This window comes from Embleya sp. NBC_00888 (genome assembly GCF_045207655.1).
Taxonomy (GTDB): domain Bacteria; phylum Actinomycetota; class Actinomycetes; order Streptomycetales; family Streptomycetaceae; genus Embleya.
Map to the genome: position 1 here is coordinate 4,281,334 of NZ_CP108785.1, position 18,631 is coordinate 4,299,964.

Genomic DNA, 18,631 nt, shown 5'->3' on the forward strand with positions numbered 1-18,631 from the left:
TGCTCGATTCAGCGGGCGAACTGGTAGGCGAAGGCGCCCAGATCGGGGTCGTGCAGCGGGGTGCCGGACCACAGCCAGTCGTACGAGATGTCCGACTCGCCGCTGAACCCGCGGCGCAGGAGTTCGTCGCGGGCCTCCTGCTCCGGGCCGTCGGGCAGGTGGTAGAAGGCCATGTTGCGCAGCGAGGCGTCCTGCACCATGCCGGCGTGCTTGGCGCGGCGGTCCACGTAGCGGCGCAGCGCGGTCTCCACGCCCGCCCGGGTGACCCGGCCCAACTCCTCGGCCAGCACGGCCGCGTCCTCCATCGCCTGGGATGCCCCCTGCGCCTGGTAGGGCAGCATGGCGTGGCACGCGTCGCCGAGCAGTGCCGTGTGCCCGTCCATCCACACCGGGTCGCGGCGGCGGTGGTAGAGCGCGAAGCACGACACGTCGTCCTTGGCTTTGCCGAGCATCGCGGCGACGCGGTCGTCCCAGCCGGGGAAGGCGTCCACGAGTTCGCGCGCGGTCGAGGCGACGGTCCACCGCTCGCGGACCTCGTCGGTGCACGGTACGCAGCCGACGACGTTGAGGAACTCGCCGCCGCGGATCATGTAGTGCACCAGATGGCGGTCGGGGCCGTACCAGATGGTGCTCTGGTAGCGGTCCACGAGCCAGCGGGTGGCCGGGTCGGCGGCGATCAGGTCGCCGGGGATCAGCGCGCGGAAGGCCATGTCGCCGGAGAAGCGCAGGGTGTCGGGGGCGCCCATGAGGTCGCGTACCGCGGAGCGGACGCCGTCGGCGCCGATGAGCACGTCGGCGGCGTACTCGGCGCCGTCCGCGGTGACCGCGACGGGGCGGGCCGGGTCGCCGCGGTCGAGCGCGGTGACGCGGCTGTCGGTGCGCAGGTCGACGACCGGGCCCGGGCCGTCCGGGTCGACGCACGCGTCCATCAGGACGCGGTGCAGGTCGGCGCGGTGGTAGTGCCAGTACGGGGCGTTGTAGGTCCGCTTGCAGAACTCGCCGAGCGGGGTGAGTCCGATGATGCTGCCGTCCTGCCAGCGCCTGCGCACCTGGTCGAGCGGCTCCGTGCGGATGGCCTCCAACCGGCCGCGCAGGCCGAGCCCGAGGAGGATGCGGCTGGCGTTGGGCGCGGTCTGGATGCCCGCGCCGATCTCGCCGAGTCGCGGCGCCTGTTCCAGCACGGTGACCCGCAGGCCGCGCAGGCGCAGTGCCAGTGCGGCGGTCAGCCCGCCGAGTCCGCCGCCTACGACGGTGACTTCGAGCGACTGGGTCGACGAGTGGGGGGAGGCCACGGTTCTTCGTCTCCTTCGGAATGGTCCGGCGGTGGGCCGGACGGTCGTGCCGTCAGGCGGCGAGGCGGCCGGACACCACGACGTCGGCGCCGTCGACGGACACGGTGCAGCCGCGCATGGCGATGTCGAGGTGGGCGTAGGACTCGCGGCCGAGCACCGGGTGCGGTCCGGTGGACCACAGGAAGTTCCCGGCGAACGCGCGGGCGTCCATGCCCATCAGGTCGCCCTTGCCGTACATCGCGGTCGCGAACCAGTCGGCGGTGCGCATCAGCCCCCAGCCCATGTGGGAGAGGCTGCGGGCCCATGCGTCGTCGGCGTCCTCGAAGAACGTCGCGAGCAGGTGCGCCTCGGCGCCGCCGGACACGTCGGTGATGTGGCCGCCCGCGACGGTGAGGGTGACCGGGTCGCGGACGTACTCCTTGAACGGCAGCAGGATGTCGCCCGGGGCGAGCACGATGCGGCCGTCGCTCACCTCGGGCCAGCACAGCACCATGGTGCTCGGCCAGTGGTCCCACCGGCCCGGATCGTCGGCGAATCCGCACTGGAACTCCGGCTTCGAGCCCTGGAGTCGCACTTCCAGGTCGGTGCCGGCGGCGGATCCGACGCGCATGGTGCGGGCGGACGCGAGCAGTTCGACGCCCTTGAGCACCTCGTCCTTGTCGGATTCCTTGGGCAGGTTGCGGATCAGCACGTCGGGGGCGTCGCAGACGAAGATGATGCGGGTGCCGCCGCGCAGGATCTCCTGCTGCACGGGTGCGTGGATGAAGCCTTCCCGGGTCAGGTCGACCACCAGGTCGGCGGACTTGAGCAGGGCCTGTGCCGCGCGGTCCTCGAGCACCGAGGTGAGCCCGGGTCCGGCGCCGGTGTGCGTGCTGGGCATGGGGGCGGGGCTGCCGCCGGGGACCGTGGCCGCGATGACGTGCGCGCCACAGGTTTTCGCGGCGCCGAAGGCGGCGACGTAGTCGCCGCGGCTGCCGGGTTCGGCGAGCACGACGACGTGCTCGCCGGGGACGAGCTTGCACAGGCGCAGCTCACGGGTGAAGGCGTCGAGCAGGTCTGCGGAGGTCAGGTCGAACACGGTGACGCTCCAGGGTCAGGTCGGACGCCGTCCACTGCCCGCCCTGGACGAGCGGGCTCGCGGGGCGGGTGCGACGGGGATCCGTGGTGGGTGGGCAGGCCGGATCGGCCCTGGGGCAGGGCTCGGCCGGGAGTTTCGGTGCGGGCGGTGGACCGCCCGACAGAGATAATCCGAACACGTACTATCTCCGTCGTGAAAGGCCTTCCCGGTGAGTTAACCGGGTTGTTTCATACGCGCCGGTCGGCAATCGGATCACAACCATCCGGTAGTCCGGGTGTTCGGGACCGGTCACCCGCGGTCGCGATGGTGACGGAATCGGCCGTTCCCATGGCCTAGAGGCGGCGGTCCCGGACACGGTTTGCGGAAGCCCGGAAAGCTCGCGGGGGCGGCCGTCGTGCGGCCACGCGCCGGCGGCCGGGGAAGTGCCTCACCGAAGGCGTGTCCCGCCATCCATTCCCACCGTCGCGCCCCACCCGGGAGCCGCGCGACAGGGGCGCGGGGGCGACCGTGAACGCCTGCGCGCCGTGCCGCTCGCGAACGGCGCGCGCCGCCCCGTGGGTATCGACCAACGTCGGCGAGCCGACTCGGGTATCGGTCCCGACGCGGCCGGTCGGGTCTCGCCGGAACAGGACACGATTGCGCGAGATGGGGGCATGGCCGGGGGTCGACGGTCACGCCGTGTACGGGAGTCGTTCCCGGCACGTCGCGGAAGATCGGACGGCTGAGGGCCTGCGGGCACGCTTTACCGCGCGCGACGGTGACCTTTACGTGACCTTGCCGGATCGTCCGGGCGCGGGGCGCCCGTGTTGCCGCCGCTCGCGGTCGCCGCGGACGGCACGCGTGCCCGGCTCGGCGGGGATGGTGGCGCGTGCGCCGTCGAGGACCTGTCGAGCCCACCGCTGCCGCATGTTCGAGCCGGTGTGCCCGCACCGGTGGTGCCGCGGATCAGCCCCGCGCCGAACGGGGCGTGACCCGGTGCGCGGGGGAGTGCTCGGCGCGCTGAGATCCGGACGCACTGTCTTCTTGATCCCGAGCCCGCCATACTGGAAGTCATCGGACCTCTGGAAGGATCATCGGCGTGGCTGTGACGGACGAAGCCATCGACAGGATCAAGGAGATGATCGTCTCCGGGGAGCTCAAGCCCGGCGACAAGCTTCCCAAGGAAGCCGACCTGGCCACGAAGCTGGGGCTCTCGCGCAACTCGTTGCGCGAGGCGGTCAAGGCGTTGTCGCTGATCCAGATCCTGGACGTGCGGCAGGGCGACGGCACCTACGTGACCAGCCTGGAGCCGGGGCTGCTCATGGGCGCGATCGCGTTCGTCGTGGACTTCCACCACGACAAGAGCGTGCTCGACTTCCTCCAGGTCCGTCGGATCCTGGAGCCGGCCGCCACCGCGCTGGCGGCGGAACGCGTCGACGACGCCGGGATCGCCGAGTTGCGCGCCCTGGCCCAGGTGGACGATCCGCACCCGACGCCCGAGCAACTGATCGACCAGGATCTGCGCTTCCACCAGGCGATCGCCGGCTTCAGCGGCAACGTGGTGCTGTGCTCGCTGCTGGACTCGCTCTCCAGTCCCACCATGCGCGCCCGGGTCTGGCGCGGCCTGACCCAGGGCGATTCGTGGGCGCAGACGGTGCTCGAACACCAGGCGATCGTGGACGCGTTGGAGAGCGGCGACGCGGAGGCGGCGCGTGCGTGGTCGACGGCGCACATCGCGGGTGTCGAGCAGTGGCTGCGCAAGATGGCATGACGCGTCGACGGGCCGCGCGGCCGTTCGACGGGCCGGGCGTCGGCGCGGGTCCGCCGACGCGCCGGACCCGCCGCACACGCGCGGGACGACCCGCGCACCCCGCGGGCCGCACGGGCCCGCCGGACGCACCCGGCGGGCGGGACACCTGCGCGGGATCAGGCGTCGGCGAAGGTCTGTCGCTGCGTGCCCAGCCCGGTGACGGCCAGTTCGACGGTGTCGCCGGCGCGCAGGTACGGCTTGGGTTCGGGTTGTCCCAGGGCGACGCCCGCGGGAGTCCCGGTGTTGATCACATCGCCCGGGTACAGAGTCATGAACTGCGACAGGTACGCGACCAGGAACGCGACGGGGAAGATCATGTCGGCCGTCGACCCGTTCTGCCGGAGCGCGCCGTTCACGCTCAGGGTCAGCGCGAGGGCCTGTGGGTCGGGCACCTCGTCGGCGGTGACCAGCCATGGGCCCAGCGGATTGAACGTCGCGCAGTTCTTGCCCTTGTCCCACTGGCCGCCGCGCAGGAGTTGGAAGTCGCGCTCGGAGACGTCGTGGCTGATCGCGTAACCGGCCACATACCCCAACGGATCCTGATCCGCGGTCAGATACGCGGCGGTACGGCCGATCACGACCGCGAGCTCGACCTCCCAGTCGGTGGCCGTCGACGCGCGCGGCACCAACACCGTGTCGTCGGGACCGACCACCGTGTCGGGAGCCTTCATGAACACGATCGGCTCGGCGGGTGTCTGCGCGCCGGTCTCGCGCGCGTGGTCGTGGTAGTTCAACCCGACGCACACGATCTTGCCGGGGCGGGCGAGTGGCGGCCCGAACCGTACGCCGGCGGGCGCGTCGAGGACCGGCAACGACGCCGGATCCGGCAGGACCGAGAGATCCGCGAGCAACGCCGCGTCGATGTCGCCGACCACGCCCGACAGGTCGCGCAGGACCCCGCCCCGGTCCAGCACGGCCGGGCGTTCACAACCGGGCTCGCCCACGCGGACTAGCTTCACAGCGGTCTCCTCAAGCATCTCGAACGTGTCGTTCGTCTGGGGTGGCCGACCAACAGCCGACCAACGGTCGATCGACTAGTCATCCGATGTATATGTCAGATGAGGTGGCAAAACAAGTCGATTATGGTCAATGATCGAACGAAAATCAAATATTGATCGGACGAATGCTGGACGGGTGGACGTCAGGCACGGTATACATCGGATGTCTGGAGCGTCAGAGCCACGCCCGCCCCGGACACCCGCCACCGGGAGCCCACCACCGGGAACCCGTACCAGGGAACCCATCCCGTTCGCGGCGGCCGGGCCGCACGGCCGAGAACCGAGGAGCCACACGTGACCCCGCAGCACCCGAACGGCGTGAGCCGGCCCACCCGGCCCACGCCACGGACCCCACACGTCGTCACCGAGCTCGCGACGGCCGACATCCGCTTCCCGACCTCCCGGGAACTCGACGGGTCCGACGCGATGAACCCGGACCCCGACTACTCGGCGGCCTACGTCGTGCTCCGCACCGACGCCGGCGACGGCCACGAGGGCCACGGCTTCTCCTTCACGATCGGCCGCGGCAACGACGTACAGGTCGCCGCGATCGACGCGCTGCGCCCCCACGTGGTCGGCCGCCCGCTCGACGACCTGCTCGACGACCTCGGCGCGTTCTCCCGGTCCCTGGTCGGCGACAGCCAGTTCCGCTGGCTGGGCCCGGAGAAGGGCATCATGCACATGGCCATCTCCGCCGTCGTCAACGCCGCGTGGGACCTCAAGGCCAAGCGCGCCGGCAAACCCCTGTGGCAACTGCTCGCCGACCTGACGCCGGAACAGATCGTCGACCTCGTCGACTTCCGCTACCTCGGCGACGCGCTCACCCGCGAGGACGCGCTGGAGATCCTGCGCCGCGCCGAACCCACCCGCGCCGAACGCGCCCGGGCGCTGCGCCGCGACGGGTATCCCGCGTACACGACCTCGCCCGGTTGGCTGGGCTACGACGACGACAAACTCGCCCGGCTGTGCCGCGAGGCCGTCGCCGAGGGCTTCACCCAGATCAAGCTCAAGGTCGGCGCCGACCCGGCCGACGACATCCGCCGCTGCCGGATCGCCCGGGAGACCGTCGGCCCGGACATCCGCATCGCGGTGGACGCCAACCAGCGCTGGGACGTCGACGAGGCGATCGACCGGATGCGCTCGCTCGCCGAGTTCGATCCGCACTGGATCGAGGAACCCACCAGCCCGGACGAGGTGTTGGGCCACGCGGCGATCCGCAAGGCGATCGCCCCGGTCAAGGTCGCCACCGGCGAGCACGTGCAGAACCGGATCGTCTTCAAGCAACTGCTCCAGGCGCAGGCGATCGACTTCGTGCAGATCGACGCCTGCCGGGTCGGCGGCGTCAACGAGAACATCGCGATCCTGCTGCTCGCCGCCAAATTCGACGTCCCGGTGTGCCCGCACGCCGGCGGCGTGGGCCTGTGCGAACTCGTCCAGCACCTGTCGATGTTCGACTACGTCGCGGTCAGCGGTCGGATCGACGACCGGGTCATCGAGTACGTCGACCACCTGCACGAGCATTTCGTCGACCCGGTCGTGATCGCCGACGGGAACTACCGGGCGCCCATCGGGCCCGGATTCTCCGCGACCATGAAGCCCGCATCGATCGCCCGATTCCGCCACCCCGACGGGGAATTCTGGGTCGCCGACCGCGCCGCACAGGCGCTTCCCGTGGAGGTGTCCGCGTGAGCAACCCGCCCGCACCGATTTCCACCCCGGCCGGGGACTTCGCCGGCCGCACCGCCCTGGTCACCGGCGGCGCGTCCGGGATCGGCCTGGCCACCGCCCGGATGCTGACCGCCCGCGGCGCGCGCGTGGCGATACTCGACCGCGACCCCGCCGCCCTCGCCGACGACCGGGAACTGTCCGTGTTCACCGCCGACGTCACCGACGACGCCTCGGTCACCGCGGCCGTCCGGGCCGCCGCCGAACTCCTCGGCGGCCTGGACATCGTGGTCAACAACGCCGGCATCGGCGCGGCCGGCACCGTCGCCGACAACGACGACGCCGAGTGGCACCGGGTGCTGGACGTCAACGTCGTCGGCCTGGTCCGGGTCACCCGCGCCGCGCTGCCGTACCTGCGCGCGTCCGCACACGCGGCCGTCGTCAACACCTGCTCGATCGCCGCGACCGCGGGTCTGCCGCAACGCGCGCTGTACTCCGCCTCCAAGGGCGCGGTGCTGGCGCTCACCCTCGCGATGGCGGCCGACCACGTGCGTGAAGGCATCCGGGTGAACTGCGTCAATCCCGGTACCGCCGACACGCCCTGGGTCGGCCGACTGCTGGACGCGGCCGACGACCCCGCGCGCGAGCGGGCGGCCCTTGCCGCCCGCCAGCCGATGGGCCGGCTCGTCGGCGCCGACGAGGTCGCGTTCGCGATCTGCTCGCTGGCGAGTCCCTTGGCCGCCTCCACCACCGGCACCTCGCTGGCCGTCGACGGCGGCATGCAGGGCCTGCGGCTGCGGCCGGAGTAGCACTCCAACGCGAAGACGCCGGGATCGTGGAGTCCGGGCAGGCGAAGCGTCCGCTTCGCCCGCCCGGACTCACGCCCGTTCACCGGACAAGGAGCATCGTTCGTGGAAAGCAATCGCATCGGCGACACGCGCGTCGTCGCGACCTCGATCGGCCTGGGCGCGGCGGCGTTCGGCAACCTGTACACCGCCGGCACCGACGCACAGGCGCGCGCGAGCGTCGAGGCCGCGTGGGCGGCCGGGATCCGCTGCTTCGACACCGCCCCGCACTACGGCGTGGGCCTGTCCGAGACGCGGCTCGGCGCCGCCCTGCGCGGATACCCGCGCGACGCGTACACGCTCTCCACCAAGGTCGGCCGCCTCCTGGTCGACGACCCGGCCGCGCCCACCGCCGCGGAGGGGTTCGTCGACACGCCGCACCGGCGCCGCGTACGCGACTACTCCGCGGACGGCGTGCGGCGCAGCCTCGAATCCAGCCTGGAACGCCTGGGGTTGGACCGGATCGACATCGCCCTCGTGCACGACCCCGACGACCACTGGGAGCAGGCCGCACACGAGGCCGTGCCCGCCCTGGTGGCACTGCGCGAGCAGGGCGTCGTGGGCGCGATCGGGGTCGGGATGAACCAGTCCGCGATGCTCGATCGATTCGTCGCCGAAACCGACGTGGACTGCGTACTGCTCGCCGGCCGGTACACCCTGCTCGACCACAGCGGCGGCCCGTTGCTCGACCACTGCGCGAAGCGCGGCGTCTCGGTGCTGGCGGGCGGGGTGTACAACAGCGGTCTGCTCGCCGACCCGCGTCCCGGCGCCCACTTCGACTACGCACCGGCCGACGCCGACCTGCTCGCCCGCGCGCTGCGGCTGAAGGCGATCTGCGCGGGCTACGACGTGCCGCTGCGCGCCGCGGCGATCGGCTTCGCCGCCGCGCACCCCGCGGTCGCCACCGTCCTGGTCGGCGCCCGCAGCCCGGAGGAGGCGGCCGACGCGGTCGCGATGGGCGAGTGGGACGTCCCGGCTGCCCTGTGGGCCGAACTCGCCGCCGCGACCTGAGACCCGACTCGCCCCGCACTGGGGCAGGGCGAGCCGACGGGCCCGTTTCCCCACCGGGGAAACGGGCCCTGCCGCACGGTGCCACGTGGTCATGTGTGCCGCGTCGAACGCCCAGGGCGCGTTGCTCGTGCGCGACCGCGCCCCCGGCTGTGACTTCGGCTCCGGAGTCACCGCCGGGGGCGCGGTCGCGAGGTCACAGGCTCCAGATCAGCGGCAGGCCCGCGTCGGCCCCTTCGGTCGAGTAGTCGTGCGCGACCTCGGTCAACTCGCCCATCCGGGCCTGCCATTCGATGTTGACCGGCAGATCGGCAAGGGACGCGAGCAGTGTGGCGTAGTCGTCGCACTCGATCAGGTGGAACAGGTCCCGGCCGCTGCGCCAAATGTTCCACTCGTGGGCGCCGCCCGCCTTGATCGCGGCGATCAAGGGCTCCGGTACCTCGCGGTGGGCTTGCTCGTACTCGCTCTCGCGGCCCGCTGCGAGTCGGGTGTGCAGGGCTACGCGCATGGCTTCGAACTCCTTGGTGTCGGTGGCGAATCGACGGCGCGTCGCCGGGTCCGACGCGATCGGATCACAGGTATCCCGTGGGGGCGGCGCGGCGTCAAGTCTTGACACCGTACCGATCATGACGTTTCAGTGGTCCCATCAATTCGAAGGAATGTCCACAAAGTTTCCGGCAATTCGGGCTTAACATCTTTATTGATCCGATGAATGACGGTCGGTGTGTGGGAGATTTGCGAGATCGGGAGGGGTGGCGTTTTGTGAAAGACCCGCGTGCAGGAGCTTCCGGCGTCGCGCGCCCCGAGTGCGGCGTCGTGCCGCGCGTTCGCGTGGAGGCGGTGTGAACGTTCCCGTCCGCGTCGACGCGCACCACCACCTGTGGGATACCGACGAACGCGAGTACGGCTGGATGGACGGTCCCTGGGCCGATCCGCTCCGCGGTCGATTCGGGCCGGCCGAACTCGCGGCAGCCGTACGGAACCCGGGCGAGATCGCGACCATCGCGGTCCAGGCGGTCACGGACACCGCGGAGAGCGCCGAACTCCTGGCCGTGGCCGCCGATCCGACCACGCCGGTCGTCGCGGTGGTCGGCTGGGTGGACCTGACCGCATCCGACATCGCCGATCGGGTGGCCGAGTTGCGTGCCGGCCCGGGTGGCGAGCGCCTGGTCGGGATCAGGCACCTGGTACAGGACGAGCCGGACCCCCGATGGCTGCTGCGACCGGATGTGGGCCGCTCACTGGCCGCGTTGACGAGCGCCGGCCTCGTGTACGACCTGCTCGTCAAGCCGGCCCAGTTGGCCGCCGCGTGCCGAGTCGCCCGCGAGCATCCGGAACAGTCCTTCGTGCTGGACCACATCGGCAAGCCCGACATCGGCGCGGGCGCCGGTGCCTGGGAGCCCTGGGCCGTCGCGCTGCGCGAGATCGCCGCGTTGCCCAACGTCGCGGTCAAACTGTCCGGCATCGTCACCGAGGCCGACTGGCGGGCGTGGACGGTCGAACAGGTGCTTCCCTACGCACGTCACGCGTTGGAGATGTTCGGCCCCGAACGCACCATGTTCGGCTCGGACTGGCCGGTGTGCACACTCGCGGCGTCGTACGACGACGTCCTCTCGCTCGCGGAGCGCACCTGTGTCGGCCTGTCGGCCGCCGAGCGGGATCGGGTCTTCGGTGCCACCGCCCGGGCCGTGTACGGCTTTTGAGGGTTCGACCAAGGCGGTGGGGCAGGGCTGTGAAGGGCGCGCCACGGACCTCGTCCCCGGTTGCCGAGCGCGGAGGATACGGTGGGCGTCGGGCGGGTGCGCGACGATGGGAGCGGACATGGCGAATCGACCCGGACTTCCGGAAGACCTCGACACTCCCGAGCAGTTGTGGACACGCGCCGCCGCTTCGGTGTTGCTCGCACTCACCAAGAGCTCCCGACTGCCCTCCAACTATGCGCACGAGGAGGGCGAACTCGGTTTCTGGCACTCCAACGGCGCGTGGACACTGGTGCTCCGACCGGATGGGCGGGCCCTGCTGTACGGCCAGGACGTCGATTGCAGCGATACGACCTACGCGGGGGACGAGCCCGTGGATCTGTTGGCGGGCGCACCCTCCTGGCTGCCCGCCGAGACGCTGCGGCCCTTGATCGCCGGCTACGAAATGGGCTACCTCTACTGGTGGGAACCCGGCTCGCTCGGGTGGGGACGCGCGTCCTATCCGGACTTCGTCGAGGACGACGGACTGGCGGCCTCCTTCGACGCCACGCCCGGAGTGCTCGACGCCGAGGAGTTGCCCGAGGTCTTCCGCGAGTGCGGTTACCGGGACCGGGAGGTCAACGCGCGCTTCCTCGGCCGCGTACTCGCGCGCGACCTGGACGGCGCGGTGCTCGCGGAGCTGATGAACTCCGATCCGGGAGCGGGCACCGACGACCACGACTCGCTGCACGCGGGAGCGTTGGCCTGGGCCGGGAAACTCGGTGTCCGCGGGGACGGCTCGACGATCACCGGAGACGGGATCGGCTGACCCCACCGGTTCGCGCCGAAGCGGCCGTTCGGGAAGCGGCCGCGGCTGGTCGGCGGGGCACGGTCGAGGGGAACGCCGGTCGGACCGATCCGGTTGCAATGGCTTATCCCACATCGGCTTCGACCGGGCGGGGCGAATGCGGGAGGTGATCCAGGAAAGGCTCCGGGCTTCCTACGAGGAGGCTTCACCGGTGACACACGCAGCGGGCAGTGGTCCCCAGCCCGGCGAAGGGGACGCACCCGAAGAAGCACACTTCCCGGAAACCGCACGGCAACAGCCCACCGCACGGCTAGGGCCCACCGCACGGCAACAGCCCACCGCGGGCGCGGCGGACACACCCGAAACATCCGGCGCACCCGGTGCGTTCGACGCGGCGACCACGCCGGTTCCCGCCGACTGGTACCTGCGGGATCAGCCGTCCGCGTCGACAGCGCGGCCGGAGTCCACGCCGGAGGCCCCGTCCGGGCCGATCGGGCGAAGGCGCGGGGACGACCGGGAGCCGCCGCGGCGCGGTCGACGCACGTTGGTCGTGTGGGGTCTGGCGGGCGCCCTGGTGCTCGCCGGGGCGGCGCTGTTCCTCGGAGCCGAAGACGACAACAAGGACCGGGTGAACTCGGTGACGGGTGCGGAGCCGGCCCCCGGCCCCACGAGCGCGCCGCCGACCGGCGCCTCGTCCTCGTCCGAGCCGTCGTCGAGCAAGCCGCCGAGTTCGTCCTCGTCGGCGTCCTCGACCGCGAAGGCGCCGGCCAACGACGTGGACGCGCCCAAGGACCCGAGCGCGCTCAAGCCGGCCGCCTACGCCGCGTGGAAGAGGATCGACGCCGCGATGGCGGCCGACGGCATCAAGCTGAACCTGAACTCCGGCAAAAGGGGTTGGGCGCACCAGCAAAAGCTGCTGGACGAGAAGATCGCCGAGGTCGGCTCCCGTCAGGAGGCGATCCGTTGGGTGTTGCCGCCGGAGAAGTCGATGCACGTCCAGGGCGTCGCGGTGGACATCTATCCGGCCAACGCCCAGGCCTGGCTCCAGGCCAAGGGCGGCAAGTACGGCTGGTGCCGGATGTACGACAACGAGGAATGGCACTTCGAGTACAACGCCTCGTACACCTCCGGCTGCCCCAAGCGCCTCCCCAGCGCTCTGGACTCGTAACGGCGCGGGCTCCTTGTCGTCGGCAACGGGCGCGGCCGGGACGCGGGCACCGAGATCGGGCCCGCCGCCCGCGCCGGTCCGGCGATCGGGGTTCTCACGCGATGGTCAGGACGTGGTCGCTGATCAGGTGTGTAGCTCCGACGACGCCCGCGGCGCCGCCCAGTTCGGACAGCACGATGGGCAGGTTCTCCGTCGCCAGGGGCAACGACTGGCGATACACGACGCTGCGGATCTCCGCGAGCAGCGGGTGGCCGAGTCCGGCCACACCGCCCCCGATGATCACCATCGCGGGGTTGAAGAAGCTCACGAGCGCGGCGATCACCCGGCCGAGTCGGGCGGCGCCCTCACGCACGATGGTCACCGCGCCGGGGTCGCCGGCGGTGACCGCGTCGCCGACGTCGCGGGCGGAGAGGGGCCCGTTCTCGGCGGACCTGCGGGCGAGGAAGGGAGAGGCGCCCGACGCGGCGGCGGCTTCGGCCTCACGGGCCAGGGCCCAGCCGGAGAAGTAGGACTCCAGGCAGCCGGCGTTGCCGCACACGCACATCGGTCCGGACTCGTCGAGTCGGATGTGGCCGATGTCGCCGGCGCTGCCGGAGACGCCTCGGTAGATCCGGCCGCCGACGACGATGCCGCACCCGATACCCGTACCGATCTTGACCAGCAGGAGATCGTCGATCGACCGGGCGACGCCGGCGTGGCGTTCCCCCAGGGCCATGATGTTCACGTCGTTGTCCACCAGGACGGGGCAGTCCAGTCGTCGGCCGACCACGTCCCGGATCGGGAAACGGTCCCAGCCGGGCATGATGGGTGGGATCACCGGCATGCCCTCGCGAAAGCTCACCGGTCCCGGGACGCCGATGCCCACTCCGTGGACTCGTGGGAACGGATCGTCCTCGCGCAGTTTGTCGACGAGCGCGAATACCCGGTCGAGTACCGCCGCGGGGCCGCCGCGCACGTCGCACGGCTCGGTCAGATGGCCGAGCACTTCCAACTCGCCGTTGGTGACGGCGACATCGATCGACGTCGCGCCGATGTCGACGCCGACGAACCGCGTCGCGGACGCGATGCGTACGATGCCCGAGCGTCGCCCGCCACGCGAGGCCGCGAGTCCGGCGGGCTCCACCAGGCCCAATTCGACGAGCCGATCGATCTCGACGGCCAGTTTGGAGCGTGAGATCTGTACGGCGTCGCCGAGTTCGCTCCGGGACCGCGGCCCGTGGTCGCGCAACAACTCCAGCAGGTGCGCCTGGTGTCGGTTCTCCGGTCCGAACTGCGTTTCCATGGCCTCGTCCCCCTCGTGATCCGGTGGGATCACATCGTCCACGTCCCGCGACGATCCCGCCGGGGCAGCCGAGCCATTCCCCGGGTCGTCACCGGTGACGGGCACGTGGTGACCGGCACTGGACTTTTGTCCTGATTTTCCGTCGTTCGCGTGGCGCATCATCAACTTTTTCCATTTCGATAACAAAGTTGTGCCGACGGTACCGCGAAGGCCGCGGCCCCGTCGGAACGGGGCCGCGACTTCGGGGCGAGCCGGCGCGCGTCATCGCGAACCGTACGGCTTTGAGGGTATTACGCCCTGTTCAGGAGGTGATCACCCTTCGATGTCGGCGATCACCCGATTCGCGTCGCGGGTGATCACCGTGCGCACGTCCGCGTTCGGGACCACCTTCGGGTCGGCGACGAGGGTCTTGAGCTTGCCGAGTTCGGCGATCGCCCGGTCGTCCCGGCCCTGCGCCTCGGCCACCCGGGCCTTCTCGATCTGTCGGGTGAGCTTCGTCCTGGCCGTCGCGGACAACCATCCCGTGCTACGGAAGCGGTCGACGAGGTTCTGCATGTCGCGCATCGACGTGGTCACCGTGAAGCGGACCGCGGTCGCAGTCGTGTTGCCCGCGTTGTCCGTCGCCGAGACGTCGACCGTGTGCTGCCCCAGGCTCAGGGCGAACAACGGTTGAACGGTGCCGGACGTGAAGGGCTTCGCGTCGAGCGTGCCCGCGAGCGTCTTGACACCCGAGGTCGGATCGATCGCCTCCCAACTCACCCGCACGTCCTGCGCGTCGCCGTAGACCGCGCCGTCGGCGACCCCGGCGACCAACAGCACGGGCTTGGTCCCGTCGATTTTGATCGTCGCGGCCTTGTCCGGCTCGACGAGTCCGGCCCGGTCGACACCGCGGTAGCGCAGCACGTGCTCTCCGTCGCCGGACACCGACACCGGGCTGTCCGAGTAGGGCGTCCAGGCGCCGCCGTCCAGCGCGAATTCGATTCCCGCGACCTTCGAGGACGCGTCGACGGCGGTCAGCGTGACGGGTATCGCTCCCCGGTGCCAGCCGCTGTCTCCCGGCGCCGCGAAGCCCGCCGTGGTCAACGGAGCCGTGGCGTCGACCCTGACCACCAGTTCCCGGCCCTCCTCGGTGTTGCCCGCCTTGTCCTTGGAGCGGTACCGGAGCTTGTGTTCGCCGTCGCCGCTGACGCTCACCGGGGTTCCGTCGTACGCGGCCCATCCGGCGCCGTCCAGGTCGTACTCGGTGGAAGCGACCCCGGACCCGCCCGCCTCGTCGACGCCGGCGAGCGTCACGTTGACGGGAGCCGCCGTGTACCAACCGTCCTTGCCCGTGGGCTGCGCCGGATCGGGCGTCGCGTTGGTCACCGGTGCCTGGGTGTCCGTGGCGACCTTGGTGAACTTCCAGTTCTGGTTGGCCGCGCCGTTGCAGGTCCACTGCACGACCTTGGCGCCGTCCTGCGTGCCGACGCCGGCGACGTCCGCGCACAGCTTGCTCGCGACGTTGGCCAGCGCGAATGTGCCGGTACCCGCGCTCACCGTGGGCTTCCAGTGTTGGTTGCCGCCGTTGTTGCACGTGTACTGCACGAGTTGCACGTCGAGTTGGCCGGACCAGCCGGGGACCTCCAGGCACTTGCCGTCGATCGCCGACTTGATCGTGTACGAGCCGTCACCGACCGGGTCGACCTGCCACTTCTGTTCCTTGCCGGCGCCCGATGCCTGTTGCACGATCGGCGCGGACTCGGCCGACGAGGCCCCCTGCACGGTCATGTTCTTGCCGCTGTGCTCGGCCGTCAGGGTGTACAGGCCCGCCTGGATGTCGCCGGTGACCACCTCGGGATCGAACAGCACCGCGTCCAGGTCGTAGGCGTGGTTCGTCGGCGTCTTGAACACCACGTAGAGCTTGTGCGTTCCGGCGAGCGCGGTGAGTGGCACGCCGGGGGTGATCCGGTAGTCGTTCCAGCCGCCGGTGGCCGGTACGGGTGTGCTGCCCAGGAGCGTTCCGGTGGGAGAGTCCGCGCGCACCTCGATGGACCCGCCGCCCGTGGGCGAGGACAGCCGGTAGCGAAGCGACTTGGTGCCGGCCAGGTTCGCCGGGTCGAACATGATCCAGTCGTTGTCGCTGATGTCGCCGAGGCGTTTGCCGTTCTCCGCGCCCGGCTCGCTGATCAGCCGGGTCCCGGACTGTGCGGTGAAGTACTCGGCCTGCTTGTGGCGGGGGTGAAGGATGGCGCGGGTGTGTGAGGTCAGCGGGGGTGCGCCGGTGGCGCCCTTGTCGGTGTACTTGGCACTGACGATGTAGTAGAGGTTGGCGCCTTCGGGGTGCCCGCCCAGGTCGCCGGTGTCGATGGTGCCTTCGCAGCCGGGGATGTCGGTGGTGTGGTGTGCGTGGTCGTCGTGTCCCAGAGCGGGGTTGACGACGACCTTGGTGCAGTCGATCGTTCCGTCCTCGGGATCGGTGACCGTGACCTTGTAGGGGACGCGGTCGCCGAACTCGATGAAGCCGCCGTCGGCCGGGAAGTCCAGTCTGATCGTGGGCGCGGTGTTGCCCACGGTGACGGACACGTTGGCGAAGCCGGTGTCACCGGTCGTGTTGGTGACCTTCAGTTGTGCGTTGAAGGCGCCGACGGTGGTGTAGACGTGGGTGGGGTTCGGCTCGGTGGAGTCGATGGTGCCGTCGCTCTCGAAGTCCCACGCGTAGGTGATCGGGATGTTGTTGGGATCGTGCGTACCGTTGCCGGAGAACGCGACCGTCAGTGGTGCCGGGCCGTTGGTGGGCGTTCCGTTCGCCACGGCGACGGGTTGGCGTCGGCCCTGCGTGTAGTCGATGCGGTAGAGGCCGGAGTCGTTGTTGCCGCCGCCGAAGTCCCGGCCCCAGTCGAGCACGTACATCGAGCCGTCGGGGCCGAAGGTCATGTCCATCGGCTTGGCGAGCTGCGCCGTCGGCAGGAAGTCGTTGATCTTGTGGAGCTTGTTCGACGCGTCGAAGCGGATCTCCCGCATGAAGCCGCGCGCCCACTCGTAGAAGAAGCCGGCGCCGTCGTAGTAGGCGGGGAACTTCGTGGTCGAGGGGTTGTTCGGGTCGTAGCGGTAGACGGGGCCGGCCATCGGAGCGCTGCCGCCGCTGCCCATCTCGGGGAACTCGGGGGAGGCGCCGTAGCCGTACCAGATCTGTGGCATCTGCACGGCCGGGAGCCGGGTCAGGCCGGTGTTGTTGGGCGAGGGGTTCGTCGGGGCGGCGCAGTCGAACTTCGCCCCCACGGCCCCGTTGTCGGGGTTGTAGGGCGCGTAGGGCTGGTTGTTGCCGTGGCAGAACGGCCAGCCGAAGTTGCCGGGCTGCGCGACGACGTTGTACTCGACCAGTCCCTCGGGGCCCCGGTCGGTGGTGGGCAGGCCGCGGTCGGGCCCGTAGTCGGCCACGTGCAGCCGGCCGGTGCCCTGGTCGACGCGGAAGCGGAAGGGGTTGCGGAAGCCCATCGCGTAGACCTCGGGGCGGGTCTTGTCCGTGCCCGGGGCGAACAGGTTCCCGGTCGGGATGTCGTATCCGCCGTCGGCCTTGGGCCTGATCCGCAGGATCTTGCCGCGCAGGTCGTTGGTGTTCCCCGCGGTGCGGGCCGCGTCGAGCATGGACCTGCCCGGTCGCCAGTCGAGCGGCGCGTAGCCCTGCCACGCCGCGTCGAGGTTGGGCGGCGTGTCGTCGCCGGTGCCCAGGTAGAGGCTGCCGTCGGGGCCGAAGTCGAGGGCGCCGCCGGTGTGTCCGGGCTCGGGGAAGGTCCGGTCGCGGTACGCGGGCACCTCGATGACGGTCTTCTCGCTCGCGGGGTCGATCGTGTCGCCCGTGACGGTGAACCGGGACAGTCGGTTGACATCCGTGGCGGCGTTCCTGGGTGCGTGGTAGAGGTAGATCCACCTGTTCTGCGCGAAGCCGGGATCGAGAACCATGCCGACGAGGCCGTCCTCGCCGCCCGTGTACACGTCGAGCCTGGCCGCGGTGACCGTGCTGTGCGTGTCCGGCTTGTAGACCTTCACCTCGCCGGCGCGCTGGATGTAGAACACCCGCCCGTCGGGAGCGACGGAGAGCTGCATGGGGTCGACGGTGTTCTCGTCGAGGGCGACCTTCTCGAAACTGCTCCACACCGTCGGCCCGCAGTCGCCGGGGACGTTGCCGGCCGCCCACTTGAGGCCGCCGATGATGTGCTTGCGCAGATCGGGTTCCGCGTAGGAGGCGGCGGTGTGGCCCATGGCCGTGGCCCACACCCGACCACCCTCGGCGTTGCGACACCACGAGATCGGGTGGTCGGCGCCCATCCTGGACGGGCCCGGGTCGTAGGTGCTCTCGTCCGCCGTCACCAGGACGTGCACGTTGCCCCGGGGGTTCTTGTCGAAGTTGTACCACTCCTCGCTGCGGGACCAGCGCTCCGGCAGGTCCTTGGTCGAGGGGTGCACGCGGTCGGCGACCTTGGCGGTGCCGGGCAGGACACCGGGCGAGTGGGCGGGCATGTGGGCACCGCCGTTGACCAGGTCGTCCCACCACGGGAATTCGTTGTCGATGCCCATGTCGGTGGCGTTGTGCAGGGCCACGATGCCCTTGCCGGAGTGGACGTACTTCTGCAGGGCTTGGCGCTGGGCCTCGGTGTCCCAGACCATGCCCGAGTTCTGCAGCATGACGATGACGTCGAAGCCGGCGAGGTTCGCGTCGTTGAAGACGGCGGAGTCGTTGGACTGCACGACCTCGTAGTGGTTGGCCTCGGCCTCGTCCTGGAACATCTTGATGCCGGCCGGGATCGACTCGTGGACGTAGCCGACGGCCTCGGTGAACAGCAGCGCGCGGAACGTGGCGTGCGCCTGGGCTTGGGGAACGGGCGTCAGGGTGAACAGGGCCAGGGCCATCGCGAGGACGGCACCGAATGATCGTACGGATCGCGAGGCGGGTAGGGGACGGGGTGGACCGATCGAGCGCATGGCTTCTCCTCGTTTCGCGCAGGGGTGCGCTGCTCGTGCCGCGCGGGTCGCGGGCGAGCG

Annotated in this window: 13 protein-coding genes and 1 pseudogene; 7 read left to right on the plus strand and 7 right to left on the minus strand. The window is 70.7% G+C overall.

Annotated features, from left to right (window positions below; all coding sequences use genetic code 11):
• Positions 1-8: 8 nt before the first annotated feature.
• Entirely contained in the window at positions 9-1,292 is a 1,284-nt protein-coding gene (locus tag OG948_RS52970) for an FAD-dependent monooxygenase (protein WP_331772251.1), read from the minus strand.
• A gap of 52 nt (positions 1,293-1,344) precedes the next feature.
• Positions 1,345-2,370, minus strand: a complete 1,026-nt coding sequence (locus OG948_RS52975) for a hypothetical protein (protein WP_331772252.1) — start codon at positions 2,368-2,370, stop codon at positions 1,345-1,347.
• A gap of 1,078 nt (positions 2,371-3,448) precedes the next feature.
• Here OG948_RS52975 and OG948_RS52980 point away from each other — a divergent pair.
• Positions 3,449-4,120 carry a FadR/GntR family transcriptional regulator gene (locus tag OG948_RS52980; RefSeq protein WP_331772253.1) on the plus strand — a complete coding sequence of 224 codons (672 nt, stop codon included), beginning with the start codon at positions 3,449-3,451 and terminating at the stop codon, positions 4,118-4,120.
• Positions 4,121-4,275: 155 nt separating this feature from the next.
• Here OG948_RS52980 and OG948_RS52985 read toward each other — a convergent pair whose 3' ends face one another.
• On the minus strand, positions 4,276-5,118 hold the full coding sequence (locus OG948_RS52985) for a fumarylacetoacetate hydrolase family protein (RefSeq protein ID WP_331772254.1): 843 nt from the start codon (positions 5,116-5,118) through the stop codon (positions 4,276-4,278).
• Between the two features lie 333 nt (positions 5,119-5,451).
• On the opposite strand from OG948_RS52985, the gene OG948_RS52990 reads away from it, so the two are divergent.
• The 3 genes from OG948_RS52990 (at position 5,452) to OG948_RS53000 (ending at position 8,678) form a co-directional block, all read left to right on the plus strand.
• Positions 5,452-6,846, plus strand: a complete 1,395-nt coding sequence (locus tag OG948_RS52990) for an L-fuconate dehydratase (RefSeq protein ID WP_406300734.1) — start codon at positions 5,452-5,454, stop codon at positions 6,844-6,846.
• Positions 6,843-7,631 (plus strand): SDR family oxidoreductase, encoded by a 789-nt coding sequence (locus OG948_RS52995; RefSeq protein WP_331772255.1) that lies wholly within the window; start codon positions 6,843-6,845, stop codon positions 7,629-7,631. The genes OG948_RS52990 and OG948_RS52995 overlap by 4 nt, the downstream gene beginning before the upstream one ends.
• A gap of 102 nt (positions 7,632-7,733) precedes the next feature.
• Positions 7,734-8,678, plus strand: coding sequence for an aldo/keto reductase (locus tag OG948_RS53000; RefSeq protein ID WP_331772256.1), 945 nt, complete (start codon positions 7,734-7,736; stop codon positions 8,676-8,678).
• A gap of 193 nt (positions 8,679-8,871) precedes the next feature.
• Here OG948_RS53000 and OG948_RS53005 read toward each other — a convergent pair whose 3' ends face one another.
• Positions 8,872-9,183, minus strand: coding sequence for an L-rhamnose mutarotase (locus OG948_RS53005; RefSeq protein WP_331772257.1), 312 nt, complete (start codon positions 9,181-9,183; stop codon positions 8,872-8,874).
• A gap of 334 nt (positions 9,184-9,517) precedes the next feature.
• Between OG948_RS53005 and OG948_RS53010 the strand changes: the two genes are divergently transcribed.
• The 3 genes from OG948_RS53010 (at position 9,518) to OG948_RS53020 (ending at position 12,330) form a co-directional block, all read left to right on the plus strand.
• On the plus strand, positions 9,518-10,378 hold the full coding sequence (locus OG948_RS53010; RefSeq protein WP_331772258.1) for an amidohydrolase family protein: 861 nt from the start codon (positions 9,518-9,520) through the stop codon (positions 10,376-10,378).
• A gap of 118 nt (positions 10,379-10,496) precedes the next feature.
• Positions 10,497-11,183, plus strand: a complete 687-nt coding sequence (locus OG948_RS53015) for a hypothetical protein (protein ID WP_331772259.1) — start codon at positions 10,497-10,499, stop codon at positions 11,181-11,183.
• Positions 11,184-11,373: 190 nt separating this feature from the next.
• On the plus strand, positions 11,374-12,330 hold the full coding sequence (locus tag OG948_RS53020; protein WP_331772260.1) for a D-alanyl-D-alanine carboxypeptidase family protein: 957 nt from the start codon (positions 11,374-11,376) through the stop codon (positions 12,328-12,330).
• Between the two features lie 94 nt (positions 12,331-12,424).
• Here OG948_RS53020 and OG948_RS53025 read toward each other — a convergent pair whose 3' ends face one another.
• The 3 genes and pseudogenes from OG948_RS53025 to OG948_RS53035 all read right to left on the minus strand — a co-directional run.
• Positions 12,425-13,612, minus strand: a complete 1,188-nt coding sequence (locus OG948_RS53025) for an ROK family transcriptional regulator (protein WP_331772261.1) — start codon at positions 13,610-13,612, stop codon at positions 12,425-12,427.
• A gap of 312 nt (positions 13,613-13,924) precedes the next feature.
• Entirely contained in the window at positions 13,925-14,977 is a 1,053-nt protein-coding gene (locus OG948_RS53030) for an OmpL47-type beta-barrel domain-containing protein (protein WP_406300914.1), read from the minus strand.
• Positions 14,978-14,989: 12 nt separating this feature from the next.
• Positions 14,990-18,499 (minus strand): annotated as a pseudogene (locus tag OG948_RS53035) (ThuA domain-containing protein); the annotation flags it as partial.
• Positions 18,500-18,631 lie beyond the last annotated feature (132 nt).

Excerpts from the sequence above, each read along its gene's own strand:
- OG948_RS53005 (WP_331772257.1), bottom strand. The coding sequence starts at position 9,183 with ATGCGCGTAGCCCTGCACACCCGACTCGCAGCGGGCCGCGAGAGCGAG.
- OG948_RS53015 (WP_331772259.1), top strand. The coding sequence starts at position 10,497 with ATGGCGAATCGACCCGGACTTCCGGAAGACCTCGACACTCCCGAGCAG.
- OG948_RS53025 (WP_331772261.1), bottom strand. The coding sequence starts at position 13,612 with ATGGAAACGCAGTTCGGACCGGAGAACCGACACCAGGCGCACCTGCTG.